This is a genomic window from Kitasatospora phosalacinea (genome assembly GCF_000717185.1).
GTDB lineage: Bacteria > Actinomycetota > Actinomycetes > Streptomycetales > Streptomycetaceae > Kitasatospora > Kitasatospora phosalacinea_A.
The window spans coordinates 1-23,513 of sequence record NZ_JNYE01000103.1 but is presented as its reverse complement, the minus strand read 5'-3'; the positions used below and the strand labels follow the sequence as shown (position 1 = coordinate 23,513).

Annotated in this window: 7 protein-coding genes; all 7 read left to right on the top strand. The window is 75.4% G+C overall.

Annotation, left to right across the window (positions count from 1 at the left end):
- The first annotated feature begins 43 nt into the window (after positions 1–43).
- Entirely contained in the window at positions 44–595 is a 552-nt protein-coding gene (locus OO57_RS31610; protein WP_158715296.1) for a GNAT family N-acetyltransferase, read from the top strand.
- 45 nt (positions 596–640) lie between these two features.
- Positions 641–2,776: a WD40 repeat domain-containing protein gene (locus OO57_RS31605; RefSeq protein WP_033256174.1), complete on the top strand. Its 2,136-nt coding sequence runs from the start codon at positions 641–643 to the stop codon at positions 2,774–2,776.
- A gap of 344 nt (positions 2,777–3,120) precedes the next feature.
- Positions 3,121–3,921 carry a hypothetical protein gene (locus OO57_RS31600; protein WP_033256173.1) on the top strand — a complete coding sequence of 267 codons (801 nt, stop codon included), beginning with the start codon at positions 3,121–3,123 and terminating at the stop codon, positions 3,919–3,921.
- A gap of 235 nt (positions 3,922–4,156) precedes the next feature.
- Positions 4,157–6,442: a hypothetical protein gene (locus OO57_RS47035; protein ID WP_033256172.1), complete on the top strand. Its 2,286-nt coding sequence runs from the start codon at positions 4,157–4,159 to the stop codon at positions 6,440–6,442.
- Positions 6,443–6,457: 15 nt separating this feature from the next.
- Positions 6,458–7,342 carry a hypothetical protein gene (locus OO57_RS31590; RefSeq protein WP_033256171.1) on the top strand — a complete coding sequence of 295 codons (885 nt, stop codon included), beginning with the start codon at positions 6,458–6,460 and terminating at the stop codon, positions 7,340–7,342.
- 4 nt (positions 7,343–7,346) lie between these two features.
- Positions 7,347–22,469 (top strand): gamma-glutamyl-gamma-aminobutyrate hydrolase family protein, encoded by a 15,123-nt coding sequence (locus OO57_RS31585; RefSeq protein WP_033256170.1) that lies wholly within the window; start codon positions 7,347–7,349, stop codon positions 22,467–22,469.
- Positions 22,470–22,607: 138 nt separating this feature from the next.
- Positions 22,608–23,513: AfsR/SARP family transcriptional regulator (locus OO57_RS31580; RefSeq protein WP_234337593.1), on the top strand; the 906-nt coding region annotated here is incomplete at its 3' end.

Below are 23,513 nucleotides of genomic sequence, written 5' to 3'. Positions count from 1 at the left end.
GCAGGGGGAGCGGACGGGGGGAGCGATGCACACGCTCGCCGAAGTGCGGGACGAACCGATGACGGCCGACGGGCTGGTGCTGCGCCGACCGCGCCCCGGCGACGCCGACCTCGTGCACCGCGGCACCCACGACCCGCTGGTGCGCGAGTTCCTGCAGGCCGTCGTCCCGCACCGGGACACCGCCGCCGCCGAGAAGTGGCTCACCGACATCCCCCCGATGCTGTGGGAGACCGGCCGCGCCGCCTACTTCGCGCTGGAGGACGCCGCGACCGGCGTCCCCGTCGGCTGGGCCGAACTCGTCGACCTCGACCCGGAACGGGAGAGCGCCGAGGTCGCCGTCTGGCTGCTGCCCGAGCACCGCCGGCTGCGCACCGCCAAGGCCGCGCTGCGCCTGGCGTGCCGCTTCGGCTTCGAACGGATCGGCCTGCGCCGGATCGACGCCTACGCCGCCGCCGACAACATGCCCAGCCAGCTGACCGGAGCCGCGATCGGCTTCCGCCGGGCCGGCTACCGCCCGGCGCTGTTCCGCAGCTCCCGCACCCACCGGCTGCACGACGCCGTGCACGCCACCCTCGTACCGGAAGACCTCTGCTGACCCTCGGGGCTCCCAACCTCCCCGCACCGAACCAGGAGTGACACCATGTCAGGAAGCGTACGGCTGGAAGACGGCGGCCGCGGCGAACTGCTGATCACCGCCGACGGCACCTTCCGGGCCCTTCGCGCCGACCGCGAGCGGACCGGCCGGACCGACCCCGCGCTGCTCCGCCGCGTCCTCGCCGGAACCGCCCAGCTCCCCGCCCCCGCGCCCGCCGACGCGCCCGCCACCGGGCGGCGGCTCACCGTCCAGGGGCAGCCCGGGCAGCCCGACCGGCAGTGGACCGACGGCACCGCCGCGCCCGTCCCCGCCGACGCGGCCGTGCTCGACGCGCTGCTCGCCCAGGCCCTCGGCGAGGCCGACCGCCCCGCCGCGCTGCCCGCCGCCCTGGCCCGCACCGAGCCCGCCGCCGGAACCGCCCGCAGCGCCGCCGCGGTCGGCACCGTGGCGGGCCGGGCCGCGTACGCCCTGGTCGAGGCCGACGGCGCGTTCGGCCTCACCGCGCTGGACGACGCCGCCCCGCTCGGCGGCTCCGACGCCGACGCCGGGCTCGCCCCGACCGCCGTCGCGCTCGGCGAGGCGGGCGGCCGCTCGCTGTTCGCGGTCGGCAGCACCGACGGCTCGGTCCAGGTCTGGGACGCCGCCACCGGCGCCGTCGCGCACGGCACCACCGGCGGCGAGGGCGCCCAGTCCGTCGCCGCCCTGGTCTGCCGGGACATCCCGGTGGCGTTCTCGGCCGGGCAGGCCGGCGACCTGCGGGCCGTCCGGGCCGACGACGGCCGGGTGCTGGGCACCCTGCCCACCGGCGGCCGCGGCGCGACCGCGCTGCGCGCCGCGCACTGCGCCGGGGTCGACCTGCTCGCCGCCGCGTCCCCCGACGGCACCGTCCGGGTCTGGGACGCCGGGAGCGGCGAGCTGCTGCACCTGCTGGTCGGCCACCGCGGCGAGGTGCTGGCGCTGGCCGTGCTCACCGTCGACAACCAGGCCGTGCTGGCCTCCGCCGGACAGGACCGCCGGATCCGGCTCTGGGACCTCGCCACCGGCCAGTCGGTCGCCGAACTCGACGGCCACACCGCCACCGTGACCGGCCTCGCCTTCACCACCCTCGCCGACCGGCCCGTCCTCGCCTCCTGCGCGCTGGACGGCACCGTCCGCACCTGGGACGTGTACGACGGCCGCCCGCTGCACGGCTGGCCGGCCGGGGAGTGGCTCACCGCCCTCGCCGCCGTCGGGGACGCGCTCTACACCGGCGACGAGACCGGCAGGATCACCGTCTGGGACGCCGCCACCGGCACGCCCGCGCCCCGGGCCGTGCCCGCCGGACGCCCCGGCAGCCCGCTCACCGCCCTGGCCGCCGGCGCCCTGCACGGCCGTGCGGTGCTCGCCGCCGGGTTCGGCGACGGCGCCGTCCAGGTCTGGGACGCCGCGACCGGCGGCCTGCTCCTCGACCTGCCAGGCGAGGGCGGCCCCGTCCACAGCCTCGACCTCACCGCCGACCTGCTGCTCTGCGGCACCGCGGCGGGCGCCGTCCGCAGCCACCGCCTCACCGACGGCACCGCGCACCCGCTGCCCGTCCCGCACGCCGGGCCGGTCGCCGGGCTCGCCTTCACCCCCGGCGAGCAGCCGCTGCTGGCCTCCGCCGGACGCGACGGCGCGATCGCCGTCCGGGACGCCGCCACCGGCGCCGACAGCCGCCGGTTCGCCACCGGCTGCGGCCCGTTCACCGCGCTGGCCGCGACCGTCGCGGGTGGCCAGCCGATCCTGGCCACCGCGGGCGAGGACCTGGCGGTGCGCCTGTGGCACGCCGTCAGCGGCGCGGCCGGGCCGGTCTGCACCGGGCTGCCGCAGGCCGCCGAGGTGCTGTCCTTCGCGGTGCTCGGCGGCCGCCCCGCGGTGATCGCGGGCGCGGGCGACGGCACCGTCCTGGTCTGGGACGTCCAGGACGGCAGCCGCACCGCCGAGTTGGCCGGCGGCGGCACGGCCGTCCGGGCCGTGGCGGGCCGCGAGTTCGACGGCGAGGCGCTGCTCGCGGCGGGCGACGCCGCGGGCACCCTGCGGCTGTGGCACCTGGCCAGCGCCTCCCTGCTCAACGAGGCCGCGCTGGACGGCACTCCGCTGGCCATCGACCTCGACGAGGCCGGTGTGCGCATCGTCACTCCGGGCGGAGCGGTCAAAATCTGACACGAACCATGCGCAGAACATTCACGATCGACCCGGAGTGAACACTTCCGGTCTTTACTTCCCTTACGGGTTCATGCCGTGAATTTACCTGATGCATGCCTTCCGGACTCCGCCGCGACGTGAGCCGGTGCCAGGCTCGGCGCCGGGGTGACGTCACGTCACCCCGGCACGTCCGCGCGGCGGGAGCGCTCCCAACTGCGGGTTAAGGTGGGCACGGAACGGGCCGGTGCAGTACGCGCCGGCACCTCCCGGCTGCCCTCCCCCGGCGCTCCGGCACGTCCGGCGCAGACCGCCGGTGCAGGGGCGTGCCGACCGGGGGCGGTGGAGCACGGAGGGTGGGGAAAGTGGCGGACAAGACGGTCTGGATCGACCTCGACGAGGTCGAGGCGGCGGCCAAGAAGATCCTCGGACTGCTGGACGAACTGAACGGTCCCGCGAACCAGTTGGCGGCCAAGGTCAAACAGGTCAAAGAGACCGTCTACGGCACCGACCTGGTCGGCAAGGCGATCCAGGGCGGCAGCTCCTCGGTCGGCGGCATCGCCGAGCACCAGGAGCAGGTCCTCGAAGGCATCCGGGTACTGATCCAGAACGCCACCGCGGTCGGCGAGAACCTGCAGTCCATGGTCGCCAGGCACCGTGCCAACGACGACCAGCAGGCCGCCGCGCTCGGCGGCGTCATGGGCACCGGCACCATGCCGGCCGGACCGGGCCTGGCGAGCGCGGAGGGCTACGTGTCCGCCGGGACGCCGACGCTCACGCCCCAGCACGTGATGGCGCCGCTGGCCGAGCACCGGACGGCGCCCACCGTGGGGCACCTGCCGTTCGTCGCCGAGGGCCAGCCGCTGCAGCCCGCGCAGGCGCACCTGCCGCTCGCCCCCCGGGGCAGGCTGCTGGAGTCCGAGGAGGGGGAGCTGCCGCGCCTCCCCCTCGCGCCGATGGAGTCCGCGCCGCGGGAGCACACGGAGCAGCTGCACGGCCGTCCGGTGGACGCCCCGCCCCCGCCGCCGCCCATCGAAGGGCTCGGCGACATCGACCCGGGCGACGGCTACCACTCCGCCGAGGTGCCCGACCTCGACTACAACACCCCGCCGCCGCCGCCCTACATGGGGCCCGGCATGTGGACCCCGACGGGGCACGGCATCTGACGCCGCCGGGCGGGCCACCCGCCCGCCCCCGCCGGGCCGTCCGCCCGGCTCCGTCTGGCCGTCCGCCGGGCTCCGTCGACACCGCCCGGCTCTGCCGTCACCGCCGGGCGGGCGACCCGCCCGTGCCGGGCCGTCCGTCCTGCTCCGCGCCGCGCCCTCCGCGCTGCTCCTGCTCCGTCCGCGCCGCCGCGGGCCCCCTGCCGACCCGACCGCACCCCTCCGGAGACCCGCTGCCATGATCGAGCTGCCCGCCGACCTCGCCGAGGTGCTCAAGACCCTCCAGAGCAACGAGCAAGGCGCCGACATCGTCTTCCCCGACGGCAACGAGGACCTGCTCGCCGAGCTCGCCGCCGCCTGGGCCAAGTGGAACGAGGTGGCCGACAGCCACGTCGTGGCGATCGTCGAGGCCGCGAACCGGGCCATGGCGAGCATGTCCGGGCCCGCCGCCGACAGCTTCGCCCAGTACCTCAAGAAGTTCGCCGGAGGCGAGGGCTCGCACGTCAGCACCACCCTGCAGTCCGGGCACGCCATGGCGAACTCGATGCAGGGCGCGGCCCAGGCGGTGGGCGACGCCAAGACCGAGATGATCCGCGAACTCCAGTACGCCAAGGACTACATCGCCGCCCACCCGGCCGGCAAGCACGACGACATCGCGAAGTCCGAGGGCGTCAAGCAGGCCGTCTCCCTGTACCACCAGTACGTCGGCCAGGTCAGCGGCAACGTGGACGCCACGCTCCGGACGAACGCCGACCACATCGCCGACATGACCGGCATGGGCCAGACCTGCTCCCTCAACGGCAGTACCGCGAGCGGGAGTTCGGGTGCCGGAGGGGTCGGCGGCGCGGGCGCGACGGGCGGCCCGGGCGGCATCGGCACGATGAGCGGCGGCGTGGGCGCCAACCTGCCCGGCGGCCTGTTCGGGACGGGCGCGGGCAGCGGCCTGCCCGGCGGCGTCCCCGGCGACCCGTCCGGCTTCTCGCTGCCCGGCCTGGACGGCAGTGGCGCGGCCGGGGCGGGCACCCCCGGCGGGACCGCCGGGGCCGACTTCTCGCTGCCGGGCCTGGACGGCAGCGGCGCGGCCGGGGCGTACGGCGGCTCCGGGGCGTACGGCGGTTCCGGGACGTCCGGCGGCTCCGGATCCTTCGGCGGGTTCGGCTCGGTCGGCAGCCCCGCCGACTTCTCCGGGACGGGCAGCACCTCCGGCTCCGGCGGCGCCTCCGGCCTGGCCCCCTTCAGCCTGCCCGCCCCGAACCTCCCCGACTTCGGCTCCGACACCGGCGGCAGCAGCGGCGCCCCCGTGTTCAAGCCGCTCTCCAGCAGCACCGGCTCCCTGGGCCTCGACAGCATCGGCAGCATCGGCGACCTCGGCACCACCACCGGAACGCCCGGAAGCACCTACAGCCCGAGCTCGATCTACGGCACCGGCCCCGGCACCGGCAGCATCGGCGGCAACCCGCTCGGCAACCTCGGCACCACCCTCGGCAGCACCCTGGGCACCCTCGGCAGCACCGGCACCAACACCGGCCGCGCCGGACTCACCCCGTTCAACGGGACGGGCAGCAGCCCCTACGGCCTCGGCGGCTCCTCCGCCCGCGGCCTCTCCGGCGGCGCGGGCGGCACCGGCGCCTCCGCGCTGCGCGGATCGGGCGGCGGCATCGGCGCGGGCAGCGCCCTGGCCGGACGCACCGGCGGCGCAGGAGCGGGCGGCGTCTCCGGGGCCGGTTCCGCGGCCGGCCGGACCGGAACCGGCCCCGGAGCCGGTGCCCTGGCGGGCGGCGCGACCTCCGGCCGCACCGGCGCCACCGGCGCCTCCGGAGCGGGCCACATGCCCGGCGCCGGCGGGGCCGGACGCGGTGGCGGCGGCAAGGGCGACCGGCACGGCAACCGCTTCGTCAGCCCCACCCGGTTCGGCAGCGAGGGCGAGGAGGAAGAGGAGCTGTACGGCGACGCGGGCATCCTCGGCCAGGCCGGCGACGTCGACCCCCGCGACCGCCACTGGCAGCGGGCCCGCCGCCGCTGGCTCGACGACGCCCGCGCCGACGGCACCTTCGCCACGCCCGAACCCGAAACGGCCCCCGCCGCGGCCGCACCCGCCAGCGAGAGCGAGGTCCTCAACCAGCTCGCGGGCGTCCTGCTCGGCGGCGGCGCGACCGTCACCGGGACGGACGGGACGGGCGACGGCGGGGCGGGCGCTACGGGCGACGACCGGACCACCGCCGTCGCGGACACCGCCGTTGCCGCCACCGCCGTTGCTGCCACCGCCGATCAGGTGACGGCACGTCAGGAGACCCCCGTGACGGCGGCGGAGACCTCCACCACGGCGACCGGGACCACCGGCGGCACCGACGACGCCTACCTGGAACGCGCCCGCAGCGCCGCCGCCCGCCGCGGCCACCCCGCAGCGGGCCCCCCTCCGCGAGGAGGGCGGCTACCAGGTGCCCAGCCCGTTCCTGCGCGCCGCCCTCTCCCGGCTGGCCGCGCCCGCCGCCGACTGACCGCGCGCCGCCGTCGCCCGCACTGACGAAGGAACCCCCTGATGAGCAACGACGAGCAGGCCCGCCGGTACGTCGAGGCCGAGACGCCCGCCGAACCCGCCTTCACGGCCCGGCTGATGCCCGAGGAGTCCGTCGCGCCCACCCCGTTCCGGGTCGGCACGGCGATGCCCGACAGCGTTCCGGCCGAGCCGTTCCTGCGGGCCACCGAGGCCACGCCGGTGGAGCCGTTCCAGCGGGCGGCGGAGGGCGTGCCGTTGCAGCCGTTCCAGCGGGCGACCCCGGCCACGCCGGTGGAGCCGTTCCAGCGGGCGACCCCGGTCGAACCGTTGCAGCCGTTCCAGCGGGCCACCGAGGCCACGCCGGTGGAGCCGTTCCAGCGGGCGGAGGAGGCGACGGCCCCGATCCAACCCGCGCACGTCATGGGACGGCCGGTGCAGCAGGGCGTGCCGATGACCGCCGCCTCCCCGCGGACCGCGGACGCCAAGAAGCGGGGCGACACGGGCGGTGCCGGGACGGGCTTCCAGGTGGACCCCGAGCAGTACCGGGCGGCCGTGTCGCCGATGCTCGCCGCCTACGAGCAGGTCGCCTCGCTCTCCCGGTCGTTGAGCGCCTTCATGTCCTCGATGGAGGCCCAGAACCCCTGGGGCAACGACGAGTCGGGCAAGAAGTTCGCCGAGGGCGAGAAGGGCTACCTGCAGTACAGCCACGCCACCATGACCGTGCTCAAAGGCCTGCCCGACGAGCTGAAGTACATCGCCGACGGCCTGAAGGCGATGGCCGCCGGCTACGAGAGCGCGGACGAGGACGTCACCGCCGAGCTCGACGGTATCGAGAGCACCGCGCCGCTGCCCACCGCACCGTCGCTCCCGTCCGCCCCCGTCCACCCCATCATCTCCACGCGACCCGTCCAGAGCGGAAGGCACTGACCCCATGGCTGTCGAACTCCCGGAGCCGCTCCAGTGGGTCCTGCTGCTGCTCGCCGGAACCCGCTGGCCCGAAGCGGACGAGGACCAGCTCCGCGACATGGCCGACCGCTGCCGCAGGGCGGCCGAGGAGCTCAAGGACGCCACGCAGAGCGCCGACTCGACCATCAAGCGCGCCCTGGACGGTCAGAAGGGCAAGGCGGCCGAGGCCCTGGGCAAGCACTGGGAGGGGTACACGGTCGGCAAGGGCACCCCGGAGGACCCCGGCCGACTGACCGGCACGATCAACTCGCTCAACGGCATGGGCGACATGCTGGAGCAGGTGGCCAACTCCGCGGAGACCGCGAAGATCCAGATCATCGCCCAACTCGGCATCCTCGCATTCGAGTTGGCCACCGCCGAGGCCGAGGCCCCGTTCACCGCGGGCGCCTCGCTGCTCCAGGTGCCGGTGATGATCGCGGCCAGTCGGACGGTCGTCTCGCAGCTGCTGAAGAAGCTGCTCAAGGAGACGCTCGAAATGGCGGCCAAGCAGGCCGCCCAGATGGGCGCGATCAACCTGCTCGCCCAGGGCATCGAGGTGGCCGAGGGCCACCGCAAGAGCATCGACCTGAAGGAACTCGGCCAGAACACCCTCGGCGGCGCGGTCGGCGGCGCCTCCGCCCACCTGCTCGGCAAGGGCATCGGCGCCGCGGGCAAGAAGGTGGGCGCCGAGAACGCGCTCAACTCCACCGTCGGGAAGATGGGCACGGGCGCCGTGGTCGGCGTCGGCGCGGACGTCTCGACCCAGCTCATCACCACCGGCCACGTCGACGGCGGCTCGCTGCTCGGCTCCGGCCTCTCCGGCGGCGCGGGCGCGGGCCTGCACGCCGGAGCCTCCAAGCTCAAGGGCGCCGCCGCCCCGCCCCCTCCCGCCGCCACCCCGAAGCTCGACCTCCCCGGCAGCAACGGCAGCAGCGGCGCCGGGCACGACGGCCCGCCCACCTTCACCAAGTCCACCCCCAGCGACAGCGCCTACCACGGCCCGACCGGGACGTCCTCCTCCACCGGCGGCAGCAGCCGCGGCAGCGGGGCGACGGAGACCACCGGTACCGGCGCCGACTCGGGCTCGGGCACCAGGGGCGAGAGCGGTACGGGCTCCGGACTCGGACTCGGGACGACCGCGGGCGCCACCGCCGGACACTCCGCCGGGCACTCCGCCGGGACGGGAGGTGCGGGCGAGTCGAAGGTCAACGGCCTGGCACCGTTCGGCTCCGGCCACAGCAGCCCGACCCCGACCCCGACCGCGTCCACCGCCACGCACGGGACGGACTCGCCCACGCCCACGCCCGTCCCGCACGAGCAGGCTTCCACGCACGTCCAGGAGCAGCCGGCACCGCACGCAGAGACCCCGGCCGCCACCCCGCAGCCGCACCAGGACGCGCCCGCACCGGAGCCGGTGGCGCAGCAGGTGCATGAGGCCCCGGTGCCGCGTCAGGAGCCTGCGGCGCAGGTGCACGAGACGCCGACCCCGCGTCCGGAGCCCGTGGCGCAGCAGATGCACGAGACGCCGCTGCCGACGCCGGAGCGCGGTGTGCTGCAGCCGGACGCGACGACCGCGCCGCCTGCCGAGCACGTCGCCGCGCAGCCGCACGAGACTCCGGTGCCGCGCCACGAGCCCGTGGCTCAGCCGCACGGGTCGACCGCGCCGCCCGCCGAGCACGTCGCCGCGCAGCCGCACGAGGCGACGACGTCGCGCCAGGAGCCCGCGGCGCAGCCGCAGTCGCAGCAGTCCGGGGTGCCGAACCTCTCCGGGGCGCTCGGTGCGGCCGGGCGGTTGGCCGGGGGCGGGGAGACCCACCTCGACGGGGGGACGCGGTTGGCGGCCGGTCCGACGGCGACCCGGACGGCGGGGCCGGACCCGCTGCCCGGGCAGGTGGTGCCGGACGGCCTCGCCGAGGGTGCGCCGCCCGCGAACGGTGCCGCCGCGCAGAACCCGGCGGCGGGCGGTTTCGCGCCCGGTGCGATGGCTGGCGGCAGCGCGATCGGGCACGGCGGGAGCGGTGCGTCCGGGCACCGGTCGGCGACGCCGCCCAGGTCCGCGGTGCCCCGGCAGACCGGTGCGCCCCTGACGGGCGGTCCGGTCCAGGGCGGTCCGGTCCAGGGCGGCACGATCCGTCCCGGTTCCGGACGGCAGGGCGATGGCGGCAGCCGTTCCCACACCCAGGAGCAGCGCCGTCGCGAGCAGGAGCAGGAGCAGCGTCGGCACGAGTTCGCCACCCGTGAGCACGACACGTCCGGGACGCCGGTCGAGTCGAAGCGCGACGTGCCGACGATGGGCCAGCAGGAGCGCCTGCACACCATCGGCGGTCTCAAGCCGGAGGAGCGGCGGGCGCTCGCCACGGACAGGGAGTTCGTCGCCGACCTGCGCCGGAACTCGACCCCGGACGAGTTCGCCGAGTCGGCCGCGCACCTGCTGGTCGAGGTCGACCCCCGGACGGTGCAGAGCGGGGCGTCGCGCCACGAGGCGCAGCAGCAGATCGCCCGGCTGCTCCGCGACCCGGCGGTGGCCGAGCGGCTGCTGACCAACGGGGTCGAGGTGGTGGTCGTCCCCAAGGACGTCCGGATGACCGACGTACCGGCCTTCGAGAGCCTCAAGAACCAGCAGCTGGGAGGCGATTCGGCGCACGGCCGCGGCTGGGACGACGTCCGCGGCTCGGGCGGCCGCAAGGTGGCCGTCACCGAGGAGAACCTGCTGGGGGAGCGGACCACGATCGGCGGCGAGCACAACAACTACGCCGACGGCTACTCCACGACCACGCACGAGTTCGCGCACGCCGTCCACAAGTTCGGCCTCTCGCCGCAGGACAAGGCGCTCGTCACCGAGTCCTTCAACGGGAAGCGCGACGCGGACGGCGACCGCACCGCGCAGTGGGCCGACGGGCAGCGCCGGGACACCCAGGGCCGGGACCGGGAGAACTACAGCTCCACGGACGAGAGGGAGTACTTCGCCCAGGTCACCAACGCCTACCTGTCGACCAACCACGGCCGCGACCCGCTGACCGGCCAGGACCGCAACAACGGCGCCCACTGGGCCGGGAACCACGAGCAGCCCCTGCACGACCTCCTGGGCCGCCTGTACGGCCAGGACCCGCTGGCCGTCCACACCGGCGGCCCGGCCAACCAGCGCAACCGGACCGAGGCCGAGTCGGGCGTCGGCGACTTCTTCCGGATGGCGGAGGGCCAGCCGCACGACGCCCCGGCCCCGCACGACGCCCCGGCCCCCCACGAGACCCCGACCCCCCGCGACACCCCGGAAGGCCGACCGCAGCCGGAAGGCCAGCCGCACGGGACGCCGCGCGAGGAGCCGGCTCCCGCGCCGCCGACCAGGGGCGGTGCGCCGGAGCGGGAGGGCCGGACCGAGTTCAACCGGCGGATGCTCGATCTCGCCCTCCAGGAGCACCCGGGCGAGGACCTCCACATCCCGCTGGGCGGCGGCGGTCACCTGACGGCCACCCCGCACGGCGACGGCAACACGTTCTCCGTCCAGGAGCACGGCGGGGACGGCAAGCCCGTCGGCCCGCCCACCGACCACACCGCCGCCGAGCTGTCGGAGCGCGGGACGCCGGTCACGGTGAAGCCGGGCAACGTCTGGGAGCCGCGGACGAAGCCGCTGTCGGACCCGAACGGCCCGGACAACCTCACCCTGGTGTTCAGCCCGTACGAGCACTCCTTCGCGCACTACTCGTACCGGCCGACCGGGAAGAAGGACGGGGAGGAGAACCCCCACCTGACGGTCGACAACGCCCTGGCCACCCTGTTCGCCAAGATGTCCCCGAACGACGGCACGCACAGCACCGCCTCGGAGTTCCTCGACGCCCGCGCCGACTCGCAGCAACTGGGTCGGAAGGACAAGCCGATGGACAAACGGGACTACAACAACCTCCTGCAGGAGCACGGATACGCCCCGGTCGACAACCTGCACTTCTACCCGTCCGGGTCCGCCGCCGGGAAGAAGGGCGGCAAGGCCGCCGGGCAGCCCGCTGACGTCAACCTGGCGGAGTTCTCCAAGTTCGTCGACGACTCCCTCGGGAAGGTCGGGGCGGACGGGGACCTGCGGAAGGTGATCAGGGACTCCACCGCGGACCTCGCGGAGGGCAAGGAGATCAAGGGCGGCAACGGCAACCAGCCGCGGCCCAAGCACGTCGACCGGCCGATGGACTCGCTGGTCATCGACGGGGACAAGAAGCCGGACTTCGCGCGGTTCGTCACCCAGGTGACCACCCGGACCGGGGCCCGGCCGGTGCCGCCCCTGCTCGACAAGCTCATGCGCGACCACGACAACGCGCTCCCGCTGACCCGGGACGAGTACGGCCTGCTCAAGGACAGGCTGTCCCCCGAGCTCCGGCAGCGGATCGAGGACCACTACACGGCGACCGAGCGCCCGTTGCGGGAGGCCGAGGCGGAGCTCCAGGACGTCAAGAAGCGGGGCAAGGCCGCGGAGGAGGCGTTCAAGGACGGGAAGAAGAGCAGGTCCGAGTACCGGGAGGAGCTCAAGTCGCTGCGCGGGGAACTGCAGGCGGCGCAGGAGAAGGTCCGGGTGGCCGAGGACGAGGCGTCCTACCGCGCCACCCCCGGCACCGGCGGCTCGACCCAGGTGCACGAGGCCATCGCCGAACACCACTGGCGCGACGTCAACGCCTGGGTCCGCGACCCGCTCAACGAGAACCAGAACGCCCCGCACGACAACGGCGAGGGCCCCTCCGCCTCCCCGCCGCCGCCCGCGCACGAGGTGACGTCCACCCGCGGGGGCACGTCCGCCCACGACGACGTCCCGTCCCCGCCGCCGCCCGGCGCGTCCGAGCGCCGGGTCGACCCGGACACCGGCCGGATCCTGCCCGACCCGGCCGAGGTGGCCAGGGTCCAGCAACTGCTGGCCGACCGCCCCCAGGGCGAGCCGGTGCAGGTCGGCATCTCGTACCGCACCGACAGCCGCGGCGGCGCCTACACCTCCCACGACAAGCAGTCCTGGGAGGGCGCCAAGCCGGTGGAGCAGGTGCACGCCGAACAGGGCGAGGTCCGAAAGGGCCAGCCCGACGGCGAAGGGGTGCCGTGGGTGCAGCAGGACTCCCTCCCGCCGCACTCCGAGGGCAGCGCGGCCTCGCCGCCCGCCCGCCTGGAGGACCCGGCGCAGCACCTCCGGGACAAGGACGTGCTGTACATCCCGGGCGCGGCCAACGCCAACGACCACCAGGTCGCCGGCCCCGGGGTCGGCCCCGGCGCGAAGGAGCAGGCCGAGGCCAAGGACTTCAAGCGGGTCACCGACCCGGTGCCGCTGGAGCAGAAGCGGGACGACCTGCGCAACGAGCGGCAGCGGCTGCTGGACGAGCGGGCCGCGCTGCAGGCCAAGCAGGACCGGATCGCCCGGCAGGAGGCCGACGGCACCCCGCCGGAGACGCTCACCAAGAAGGAGCGGGGCCGCCTCACCAACAACCCGCGCGAGCTGGAGAAGGTCGAGAAGGCGCTCCCGAAGGCCGAGAAGGACGCGGCCAACGCCCGCCGCACCTACGACGAGCACCGCCAACGCGCCTCGTACGAGCTGAAGCTGATCGACCACGCGCGGATGACCGGCATGCCGATCCTGGCCGTCTGCGGCGGGTCCTGGCGGCTCGCCGAGAGCTACGGCGCCTCGATCGGCACCTTCCCCAAGCACGAGCGCGGCCAGCACCAGGACGGCACCTGGGACCTGCGGCACGGCATGACCACCGAACCCGGGACCTTCCTGGACGGTGCGATCAAGCACGGCACGGACAAGGACCCCTCGGGCGCCGAACCCGTCTTCCAGGTCAACAGCACCCACTGGGCCGCCGTCCTGGAGGCGGAGGGCCTCCTGACCAGCGGCCCGGGCGACTCCCCGCTGGTCGTCTCGGCGCGGGCGCAGGGCACCGACTCGAACTCGGTCGAGGCGTTCGAAGGACGGCACGGGGCCCCGGTGGTGGGCATCCAGTGGCACCCGGAGGGCAACCTGCCCGGCATGCCGGGCAGGGAGGCCAACGAGACGCTGGTGCCGCACGACGACGCCTCCGGGCTCAAGCACCGGCAGGAGACCGAGCAGGGCCGCCAGGCCGACAGTATCTTCCAGGCCATGACCCAGGCCGGACAGACCTACCGCCGCCGCCAGAACCTGGTCGAGCAGTTCAACGAGACCCACCAGCCCGGGCACTACCCGGACGACCGCGAGGGCCAGGGGCAGCGCCCCGAGCACGAGGAACCGCAGACCTGCGGCCCGTGGACGGCCCAGGACCACGAGCGGATCGCCGAGACGCGCGCGGAGACCGAGCGGCAGCGCGAGAGCGGCGAGCCCCGCGACCTGACCGAGGGCCAGCAGCGGCTGGACGAGCGGCGGGCCGAGGAACGGCAGCAGGAACTGGACGCGCTGAAGGACCGTCGCCTGGTGAGCGGCGACGAGGACCTCCCCTCGCCGCCCCCGCCCGGCGAGAGTTCGCGGGACGGCGAGAACGCGCGGGACGGTCAGAACGCGCGGGACGGTGAGCAGAAGGCGCTGCAGAAGGCCGGGCTGGACCTGGGCGGGGACCCGGACCGGGTGATCACCCGGCTGACCGAGCGCTTCGGCCCGCAGGACGCCGGGGCGGCCGACCGGGTGCGCGAGGCACTGGCCGACGGCGCCGACTTCGACCGGGTGCTCGGCGCCCACCTCGGCCGGGAACTGCACTCGGACGGCACCGGCGAACTGGTGCACGCGATGCAGAACGGCGCCAGCGCCGAGACCGTCCACTACCTCTTCGGCGACGGCGAACGGACCCCGGCCGTGGACGGCCAGCTCGGCCGCCACCCGGAGTGGGTGGACCCGCGCGAGCTGGGCCGCTGGCACATGGGCGTCAGCATGCAGGGCCGCAACGAGCCGATGGTCCGGCTCAACGAGGGCCTCGCCAACGGCGAGCACGGCGGCGGGTCGCTGCTCTACCTCGGCGGCGACGCCGACCTGGAGCACCCGGTCTTCACCACCGGCAGCAAGGACCTGACCATCGTCTCGACCGACCCCAACGTCCCCGACCGGACGCAGTTCCTCGACAGCAAGGGCGCGGCCATCCAGGAGAAGCTGGAGCGCCTCGCCGACGGCCACACCGTGGTCAAGGAGCCGATCGGCAGCAACGGCACCCACTTCTCGGTGCGGGACGCCGACAACAACTCGCTGATGGACGTCCGCTTCCACGCGATGACGTACGACGAGTTCCTGCAGGGCACCGGCGCGGGCCGCCAGTTCGACTTCCTGATGGAGAAGGACTCCTGGTTCGGCAGCTGGGAGGACCCGCGAGGGGGGACGCTGAGCGACGCGGACATCGTGCAGCGGCTCGGTGCGGCGGTGAAGGACGGCGGCCACTGGATCGGCGGCTTCGAACCCGGCCTGAGCGCGCACACCGAGCAGCTCTTCCACGACCGCACCGGCGACTTCACCCTGGACGCGAAGACCCCGTGGGGCGGCCAGGAGGAGCTGCACGTCCGACGCCGGGTGGACCAGCCGGAGTCCCGGACCCAGCAGGGTGACGACCCCGAGGTCCTGGAGACCTGGGACATGGTGAACCAGCTCCTCAAGGGGGAGTACCCCGTCCCGGTCGGCATGAGTGTCGACTACTTCCACGAGACCGTGGTCCAGTCGGTCGTCGAGAACGCGCTCAACTACCTGCCCGAGAGCCAGCGCCACCCCGCCGAGCTGGCCACCAGGCTGGCCGACTGGTTCCGGCGGGAGGGCGGTGACGGGCAGCCCGACCCGGCCACCATCGAGGCGCGGCTGCGGACGGCCGATCCGGACGAGGACGCGTCCCCGCCGCCGCCCGCCCAGGAGCAGCCGCCCGTCCACGAGCAGCCGCCCGTCCACGAGCAGCAGCAGCGGACCGGCGAACTCGTCGACTACCTCGGCGGTGAGCCGAAGGTGCACCCGCCGATGAGCAACTCGCTGCTCCAGAAGGTCAACCCGCACCCGGCGGCCGGGCACGGCGGCGACCTGGCCGCCCGGGTCGAGCACGTCGAGGCGTACCGGGACACCCACTTCGGGCAGCCCCGGGTCTCCGCGACGCCCGCACCCGGCACCGCCCCGTGGCAGCGCGCCGAAGCACCCGCCCTGTTCGGCCAGGGGCCGGACGCGGTGCAGAAGCTGACGGACCAGGTGCGGGCGGGCGGCCCCGGCAGCTTCGCCACCGTCCTCGGCGCCGGGGCGCACGGCGACGCCCACGCCGTCGCCCTGGTCCACGACCGGGACGGCACGCTGCGCTGGGCCGACCCGACCAACCACCAGGTCACCCCCGCCAGCGGCGGACTGCCCGCGGACTTCCGCCCCGACTGGACGGTCTGGGCCTCCGTCGCCGACCCGCACGGCACCACCGTGTCCGGGCCGCACGACCCCGGGTTCGCGGAACGCTTCGGCGCCCCCGCGGGAACCGGCGCGAGCACCGACCGCACCGGCCGCACCGACCTCGACACGACCCCCGGCGGCCGCAGCACGCCCGAACCCGCCACGACACCGGAACCGGCCGCGACCACCCCGCACGACGAACACCCGGCCCGCCCAGAGGACACCGCGAACCCCGCGGCACCCGTCCGCCCCGACGCCGCCCCGGCGGGCACCACCCACCCGGCGGGCACCACGCCCCGCGCCCGCTCCGCCTCCGCCCCGCCGCAACTGGGCCGTCCCACGGCCGCCACGCCGAACGGCGGCAGCACACCCCACGAGAGCCGACCGGCCTCCCCGACCCCGAAGGGCGAGGAGCCGACCCCGGCGGTCCCGAAGGCGGAGCCGAACTCCTCGGCTTCGAAGGCGGAGTCGGCCGTCGTGCCTCCGAAGGACAGGTCCGTTCCGGCGGTCCCGAAGGCGGAGTCGGCTGTCGTGCCGCCGAAGGACGGGGCCGTTCCGGCGGAGCCGAACTCCCCTGCGCCGAAGGACGAGCGCAGCGGTGCCGAGCGGGAGTTCCCGCCCGTCGGGCCGCGGGTGCCGGTGCCGATGGACGGGCTCTGCCTGCTCCACTCGATCGCCGTGAGTGCGCCCGGACACGCGGGCGGCGGCAGCCCGGTCCGGGACCTCCAGGGCGCCGTCGAGCGGCACTTCAGCACGCTGGCCCCGGAGCAGTGGCCGAGCGAGGTCGTCTCCAACTACCGCAACGACCTGATCGCCCGGGGCGGGCTGGGTACCGAGGAGCTGCTCGGCTACCTCCCCGCCGACGCCCGCCCGAACTTCGCCGGGATGGACCCCGTCCAGTTGCGGCGGACCGTCGGCACCCACCTCACCGAGAACTCCCCGCCCCCGTCCGCCCGCGAACGCGAAGCCCTGCTGCGCACCGTCCGGGACTGGGAGGCCCGCTGGCGGACCGACGCGGGCGAGATGCTCCCGGCCGCCGCCGCCCACGCACTGGGCCTGCGCCTGCGGGTGGTCGGCCACGACGGCGTCGCCCGGGCGGTCTTCGGACCGGCGGGCGGGCGGCCGGTGACGGTCTACCGCCAGGACGACCACTACGACGGCAGCGGCCCGGCGGACCCCGTCGCGCACGCCACCCCGGAGCCGGAGCAGAAGAGCACCGTCCCGGAGCCCGAACAGAAGAGCACCACCCCGGAGCCGGAGGCCAAGCCGGACGTCCAGGACCCCGCCGCGGAGCCGGTGGCCCCGAAGGACCGGGCGAACCCGAAGAACACCGGTCCGCGTCCGATCGCGGGCGACGACCTGGTGCTCGGGCTGACCGAGCACGAGACGGCCGTCCGGGCGAAGGTCGTCGAGGTGATGGCGGCGGCCGTGCCGGGTGACCGGGCGGAGGCCCGGGCGTTCGCGGACGCGTACTTCGGTCCGGCGACGCTGCGTCCGATGCTCGGTGCGCTGTCCCGGGGCGAGGTGTGGACGGCCCCGTTCGAGAAGAACGGGTGGAGCGGCAGCGTCAGGCTGAGCGGGGAGGTCGTCCGGTCGACCCACCGGGGGACCGAGAAGATCGAGTTCGAGGACGGCGCCGACCGGACGGTGGTGACGGGCACCGCGCACGACGCGCAGTGGCAGTCCAACATCGGCGTCCAGGCGCGGCACTCGGCCGGGATCGCCGAACCGTTCGAGCTGGCCGGCTACTTCCACGACCGGGGCGAGGGCGAGGTCGACCTCGCGCTGGGCGGCATGGTGGCGCGGTCCAAGACCTCCGAGACCGCCGACGTGTTCGAGTCGCAGATGCGGCTGGAGCTGGACTTCGGCGACCTGCGGCACGACGGCTCCCCGGTGCGCACCGGTTCCGCCCGCACCGAGACGGTGGACCTCGGCATGACGGTCGCCGTCCCGCCGCGTGCCGACGCCGGGTCGGTCGGCGAGCTGCGGACGCCCCCGCAGCGCCTGCTGGGCGGCCGGGTCGGCGGGCCGGAGATCGTGCTGGACCTGGTGCCGCGCGACTCGGCGGACCAGCGGCCGGTGGAGGCGCTGCTCGACCGGGTCGAGGCGGCCGGGCAGCGGGAGTTCGGCGAGAAGTGGCCCGAGCTGCGGGAGAAGGTCCTCGCCGAGGTCGACTTCAACCGGCTCCAGCAGAACCTGAAGAGCATGACGGCGGGCGAGCCGGTCACCGTCGCGCTGACCGACCGGCACGGCCGGACCGTCGCCAGCATCGACATCACCGCGCGGGTCGGGGAGCTGAAGCAGACCGGCACCACCAAGGAGACCGAGTTCAACATCGGCACCACCGTGCAGCAGGTGCACAGCACGGTGACCAACCGCGGGCACGCGGGCCAGCTCGGGGTCGGCAACGTGTTCAAGCCGGGCGGCGGCGCGCTGCTCGGCGGCAGCACGGCCGGGCGGCTCGGCCGGGACCGGATCGCGATCGAGGGCGACAACCGGACGGCCCAGCTGACCAGCAAGTCGAAGGTGCCCGGCGTCCGTTACGAGGGCCCGGTCCACTTCGACCTGGCGTTCAACGGCCGGGGCGTCGCGCACCCGGCGGGTTCGGCGGACGTCCGGCTGCTGGTGGACCGTGCGGACACCACGGAGCCGGTGGCGGCGGCCGAAAAGGCCCCGGAGGCCCCGGAGACGCAGAAGGCCCCGGAGGCCCCGGAGGCCCCGAAGGAGCAGAAGGCCCCGGAGGCCCCGGAGACGCAGAAGGAGCAGAAGGCGCCGGAGCCGCAGGAGACCCCCGCGCCGCCGGAGTCGGTGTGGCGCGGCGGCGACGGGACGGGCGGGCTCGGCGAGACCGTCGTGGTCCGTGACGTGGAGGGGACGGCCGCGCTGCGGGCGGCGGTCGACGCCAAGGGCCGGCAGCGGTTCGGCGACGAGTGGGACGGCATCCGCGACCACGTGCTGCGCGGGCTCAGCCAGCCGAACGTGGCCGCCCGGCTGACCGGGATGACCCGGGGCGAGCCGCTGCAGGTGAAGATCCCGGGCAAGGAGGACCTGGTCGTCACGGCGACCGCCCGGGTGGAGTCGATGACGTACCGCCGGGAGGACGGCAAGGCCGAGCTGAACACGGTCAGCGAGACCGGCGCGTTCAGCGTGGACCGCAGCCTGCTCTCCCGCACGGTCGTGGGCACCGGCCAGCTCGGCGGCCCGGTCGCCAAGGGCACGCCCGGCGCCGACCTGGTGGCCACCGGGTCCAGCCAGCAGCGCAAGCGGGCGGGCGGCCAGGGCCGGCAGGCCGACCGGGTGTACGCCAGCGGCAAGTACGGTGCGCCGCAGGTGATCTACGGGTCCCGGATGGCCGTGGACGTCCACTTCGGCCGCCCCGGCGAGGCGGCGACCGCCGCCCCGGACGTGTCGGCGCCGGTGCGCGTCGAGGTGGGCATGGACGCCCGGGACACCGTCAAGGTGCGGGCGCAGCGCGGCGAGGACGGCACGGTGGCCTTCGGTCCGCCGAGCAAGGACGCCGAGTCCACTGCGGGTGGGGGCAGTCCGGCGCCGAAGCCGGAGGCCACCCACACCGCGCCGCGCCGGATGCTGGAGCAGCACGAGCTGAACGCGTCCTACGTGGTGCACACCCTGAGCGGCGCGGACAAGGTGCGCAGCACGGTGGAGGAGCTGATCCGCGCGAAGCACGGCGAGCCCGCGGACGAGGTGAACCGGAAGATCGACTCGACCTTCGAACGGGGCGCGCTCAAGGCGAAGCTGTCCCAGCTGACCCGCGGCGGCAAGCTCACCGAGACGGTCTCCGGGAAGACCTGGACGGCCGAGATCACCGTCACCGCCCGGGTGGAGGGCGCGACGTACCACTCGGCGACGGACAAGTACGAGTTCGAGTCCGGCACCCGCACCTCCAGCGGCCAGGGCAGCGTGCAGGACCTGCGCAACCGGCACGACGGCGGCGGCCAACTCCGGTTCAGGACACCCGTGGTGAACGGCGCGGGCGGCTACACGCACCGGTTCGACCGCAGCTACGGCCAGGGCGTGGAGACGGTCGGCTCGGCGTCCAACCGCGGCAAGCACGTGGAGCCCGCGGTGCTGTTCGACGTCAACGCGGCGTACGACGTGAAGGTGGAGTTCAAGCGGCTGGGCGTGGCGGACGGGTCGGTCACCCGGCCGGTCGGCGCGGTGGCCCGGGTGGCGGTGCCGACCCGGGACGCCGAACCGGTCGGCGGGGCGACGGCGCGCACCACCGTGAAGCAGCCGAAGGGCTTCGTCGAGGGGCGGCGGCTGGACTCCTCGGCGATCGTCACCGACGTGCACGCGCTGCCGGGGACCCGCACCGGCGACCCGGGGGCCCGTACCGGCGACCCGGGGCGGACGCTGGGCGAGTCGCTGCTCTCCCAGGTGGAGTCCGGCTGGAAGCCGAGCCGGTTCCGCCGCGGCGGCGAACGCACCGAGAGCGCCGGACGTCCGGACGGCGCACCGAAGTCGGTGCGCAACCCGTTCGCCGACGACTGGTCGGGCATCCGCCGCGAGCTGGACGCGGAACTCACCCCGGACCGGCTGCAGGCGCGGCTGAAGGGCATGACGGCCGGGGACGAGATCGTGGTCCGGCACGGGCGGACCGAGGTGCGGGTCTCCGCGGTGCTCCGCGACCGGCTGGAGCACCTGGGCGACTCGGGCACCACCGAGTTCAACACCGGCACCGACGTGCAGCGTTCGTTCGCGGACAGCGGCGGCAGCGGCAACAGCCACCAGGGCCTGGCCGGGCTGACCGGGGCGGTGCCCGTCGGGGCCGCGCCGGTCTCGGTGACGCTCGGCGCGACCGGCACCGGTGGCAGCGGGCACGAGCACGCGGACGTCCGCACCAGCAGCACCGCGGCCGGGTCGGCGACCAAGGCGAAGCTGCCCGGCAGCGCCTACCGGGGCGAGGCGGAGCTGCAGTTCACCATCACCCGGCGGCCCTGGTTCGGTCCGTCGGTCCACCAGCGGCGCACCGCGGTGGTCGGGTTCGAGACCCTCGTGGAGACCGGCGAGACCGTGCCGGTGGCCGCGGAGCCCGACGCCGCCACCGCACCGCCGCGGACCGTCCCGGCCCAGGCGCCCGCGCCGGTCACCGTCCGGGTCCCGCCGGAGCGGGTCTGGGAGACCGGCCTGCGCGACACCGACGTGCTGCGGTTCCTCGAGGACGCGGGCGGCATCCAGGACCTGCTGCGGCTGCGCGGAGCGGAGTACTTCGGCAGGTCGGCCTGGCAGGAGATGGCGCCCGTGGTCGGGACCGTCGCCGCGCACAGCCACGTGTCGGCGCTGTTCGGCACCGCCAGCCAGGGCGCGGAGATCGCGGCGAGCGTCCCGACCGGGCGGCTGTCGCTCGGCGGCGGCAAGGGCGTGGAGCTCGGCCTCAAGGTCGTCTCGCTGGAGCACCGGACGGACGACAGGGCCGTGGAGTCCAGCCCGTCCAACAGCACCTCGTCCGGGGTCGGCCACGCCGACCTGTCGGCGCGCAACGCGGGCCTGCAGGGCCTGGTGGGCGCGTCGGTCACCGGCGACGTCACCCACAACGCCGGGATCACCGGCGGCGCCCAGCGGCTGTGGCGGGAGGGCGGCAGCCACGCTGACACCGGCCAGACCGTCTCCAACGGCAAGTACGCCGTCCCGATGGCCCGCTACCGGGGCGCGGCCGAGGTCGAGGTGACCTTCTTCGACAACGACCGCAAGCCGGTCACCGAGAAGGGCGTCGTCCCGTTCACGGTGGACATCCCGCTGGCCGAGACCACCGCCTCCGAGGTGCCGGGCGACCACTACCTCGCCTTCAGCGGCGACCGGCGGAACGGCGAACTGCGGTTCGGCGAGAACGCCCGGCTGCTGGAGGACGTCCACCGGACACTGGCCGCGGACGGCGACGCGGCGCCCTTCGACCACACCGCCCGCACGCCCGCCGAACGCGAGCAGCTGGCCGGCACCGTGCGGCTCGGACGGGCCGTCTACGGCGGGGAGTTCACCGCCGGGACGGCAGCCGGGGAGGCCCGGATCCGGGCCGTCCACCGGCTCGTCGAACTCGGCGGCGGCACCTCCACCGGCGCCTCCGCCCTGCTCGGCGACCTGCTCCGCACCCCGGAGGGCACCGCCGCCGACGCCGGGCAGGCCCGCCAGGTCATCGACCACCTCGCCCGGCGCACCGCCGACGGGCCGGTCACCCTGGACGACCTGTACGAGGGCGCCCGGGACGGCTGGTCCGCGCAGCAGCCGTACGAGGTCCACCGCGAGACGTGGACCGACCACGGCCCGGCCAGCGAACTGGTCACCGCCGCGATGGCCACCGCCGTCGACGCCCTCGCACCGCTGCTCCGGGGCGCGGCGCCCGGCCCCGGACAGCTGCACCTCACCGTCAGCGGGACGGGCCCCGAACTGCCGCTGCACCGGGAGTTCCCGCTCGACGGCGACCCGGCGGACCGGATCAGGGAGATCGAACAGGGCACCTACCTGAAGCCCGGCACCCGCCCGAGCGAGGTCACCGTCCGGGTGGCCGGGAAGCCCGGGTCCGGCCAGGACTGGGACTACCGGGTCACCGCCCGCGCCGACCGCAGCCGCGAACTGACCCTGCGCCACCGCACGCCCGCGGCGGCCGGGGCGGCCTCGGAGGCCGTGTCGGACGTGTCGGAGGCCTCGGCCGCGTCGGACGCGGGGCAGCAGGCGGAGGTCGCCCGCCGGGCCGCCGCTGCCGCCCGGGTCGACGCGCTGCGCGCGTTCACCGCGGGCCTGGGCGCGCCCCCGGAGGCGTCCGCCTGACCGAACCGGAGAACGACAGGTCCGCCGGGCCCCTGCCCGGGCCCGGCGGACCCACCGGGTCAGGGACCCGGTGGCATGCACCGGATAACGACCGGATAACCTCCCTGACCGGACAAGGCACCACGTGGGGGGTACACGGTGAAATTCCGGCTGCTGGGCGCAGTCGCGGCCGACGGGGCCGACGGCGCACTACACCTCGGACCGGAGAAACGGCGCAGCCTGCTCGCCCTCCTGCTGCTGCGCCGCAACCGCGCGGTGTCCGTCGCCCAACTCACCGAGGCGCTCTGGGTGGACGAACCGCCCGCCAACGCCCGCACCGTCGTGCAGAGCCACGTCTCGCGGCTGCGCGCCCTGCTCGCCGCCGCGCACGCCGACCGGCACGGCGTCCGGCTCACCACCGCGGGCGACGCCTACACCCTGCACCTGCCCGAAGGACTGCTCGACGTCGAGCAGTTCGACGCCCTGGCGGCCGCCGCCCGCGGCGAACGACGCTCCACCGAAGCGGTCGGCGCCCTCGAACGCGCCCTCGGCCTCTGGCACGGACCCGCCCTCACCGGCACCGTCACCAGCGCCCCGCTGGCAGCCTGGCGGCAGACCCTGGAGGAGAACCGGATCGCCGCCGTCGAAGCCCTCGCCGACCACCTCCAGCGCCTCGGCGACCCCGCCCGCGCCGCCGAACTGCTGCGCACCGAAACGGTCGCCCACCCGCTGCGCGAGTCCCTGGTCGCCGCACTGATGCTCGCCCTCTTCCGGGCCGGACGGCAGTCCGACGCCATCGACTGGTACCACCGCACCCGGGACGCCCTCGCCGACCGCCTCGGCGTCGACCCGGGCCGCGCCCTGAACACCGCGTACGAGCGCATCCTGCGCGGCGAGTGCGACGAGCGCGGCGAGGGCTCCGGTGAGGCGGACGCTCCGCGGCAGGCCGCAACGGCAGCGCCCGGCACCCCGGCACGGCCCACCCCGAGCCGAGCCACCCCCACCCCCGCCCCGGTGGCCGGGCCCACCCCCGCCACCCCGTCCGCGCCCGAGCCCGCGTCTGCC

What these genes read in the sequence shown, in the direction of transcription:
- OO57_RS31585 (WP_033256170.1), top strand. Translation starts at nt 7,347, where the DNA reads ATGGCTGTCGAACTCCCGGAGCCGCTCCAGTGGGTCCTGCTGCTGCTC.
- OO57_RS31605 (WP_033256174.1), top strand. Translation starts at nt 641, where the DNA reads ATGTCAGGAAGCGTACGGCTGGAAGACGGCGGCCGCGGCGAACTGCTG.
- OO57_RS31590 (WP_033256171.1), top strand. Translation starts at nt 6,458, where the DNA reads ATGAGCAACGACGAGCAGGCCCGCCGGTACGTCGAGGCCGAGACGCCC.
- OO57_RS47035 (WP_033256172.1), top strand. Translation starts at nt 4,157, where the DNA reads ATGATCGAGCTGCCCGCCGACCTCGCCGAGGTGCTCAAGACCCTCCAG.